This window comes from Haloarcula sp. H-GB4, assembly GCF_030848575.1.
GTDB lineage: Archaea > Halobacteriota > Halobacteria > Halobacteriales > Haloarculaceae > Haloarcula.
Window position 1 is genome coordinate 1 of record NZ_JAVDDX010000013.1, and the last position, 1,655, is coordinate 1,655.

2 protein-coding genes are annotated in these 1,655 nt (G+C 60.2%); one reads left to right on the top strand and one right to left on the bottom strand.

The genetic code is table 11. From position 1 onward, the window contains the following. The coding region (locus RBH20_RS21295) for an HNH endonuclease signature motif containing protein (RefSeq protein WP_306712420.1) at positions 1 to 674 on the bottom strand (674 nt) is incomplete at its 3' end. A gap of 100 nt (positions 675 to 774) precedes the next feature. Here RBH20_RS21295 and RBH20_RS21300 point away from each other — a divergent pair. Then, positions 775 to 1,655: DUF6610 family protein (locus RBH20_RS21300; RefSeq protein WP_306712421.1), on the top strand; the 881-nt coding region annotated here is incomplete at its 3' end.

The window sequence follows — 1,655 nt, forward strand, 5'->3', positions numbered from 1 at the left end:
CGCCATCGGACTCCGGTCACGAGCCCAGCCAGCGGGAGGCCGTAGAACGCTACGTCACTCACAAGCGGGGGCAAGAAAGAGGCGACAGCAATCGCACAGAGATATGCCAGAACCATCGCTGTCCCCCCGATGGACGCGAAGAGCACCCGACTCGATATAGCACGCTCGTCGGCAGTGTCGCCCTGGTCGGACTGTTCATCGCTCCTCTCCGTCGTCGGTCGGTCGGTTGGAGTCCTCGTCGACCGTGGAATATGGTTGACCTCCAAGCGGGAGGACCCTCGGGACTGCCCCGCCTGTTCGGTCACGTCAGTCTCAGTTTCCTCAGTCCTTGGGACGTCACTCTGCAGCGGCAAGACTCTGTGAGTGTCCTCTTCGGAACCGCCGGCAGGCTCTTCTTTGAGCGACTGTGGGAGGTTTAGACGGCCCTCCTGCTTGACAGCGTCTTCGCAGGTAGAGCACACTGTCAGGAGGTTCGTGGTTTTGTTCGTCCCGCCGTTCTCGGCAGGGATTCGTCGCAGGACCTCCAACTCTTCCGAGGGGTACTGCATCTCGCAGTTGGCGCAAGTGTTGTTGTCCAACTGCTTCCGGAAAACAATCCTGTAAGGCCAGTCCGGAGGGTAGTCGCCCCGGTGGCTGTCAGGGTCGTCGTACTGCGATTCGATCCCTTCCTTCATTCTGAAAGACACTTCCTCCCGTCTCGGTATTTAAGCCGCGGGGTCGTTTTTTGCCGCGCCTGCCAGCTGGGCGCGCCGGTCGGTGCGCTCGGTGATGTTCATGTCTTCTGAGGCACGACACTCCTGGTCAGCGGCGGCTGTCGGCGATGCACAGCAGGCTGAGTACATTGGGTTCCTTCATCGCGAGCCCTTCGTAATCGATGCTTACCGTCTCGGATTCACCGTCGGTGTTCGCGAGGACTACACCTACCAGTCCTCGCTGCGGAACGTCGAGGTCCCGATTGAGATTCTGGACAACGACTTCCGGAATCCAGATTTGGACCGGTATATCGAGCGCTTCGAGCGGTACGAGCCGTCGGTTGGGATGCTTGGCGACGCATACGACCGGCAAGAAGCCCGTCGGTACAACCAAGCCGGACGGGAGCTGAAACGGAAGTTTCCGGGGACCGAGGTCATCATCGTTCCGAAATGCCACGAAGCAATCGACGTAATCGACGAGGACATGATACTCGGCTACCCGATGGGCTACTCTGACCAGACTGCCGAGGAGTACACGGACATCGTCGATTGGCGGGGGCGGCGCGTGCATCTGCTAGGGGCAAGTCCCACGAAGCAGTATCCAGTAATCGAGGAGCTAACACAGCCGCGTGTGACCGGCGAGGAGCCAGCCGATATCGTCGGCGTCGACTGGAACGGGGTCCACTTAGCGGCACTTCACGGGGAGTATTTCTCACCACACGGCTACGGGAGTGCGGACCATCTCTCGATCCGAGAGACGGTTCGAGAGAGTTTGCGACACATCCGGTCATACTGGAAATCGCGGGGTGTGTGGCCCACTGCAGAGACAGAGCGGAATCCGCTAACAGCGGAACCGATGGACCCCGTCTGGGCTGCTGACGGTTCGAGAGCGACTGTGGACGGCCTTGAGGATGCGATTGTCGTCGAGTACGAGAACGGACAGACACTCGCGTACCGGAGCCA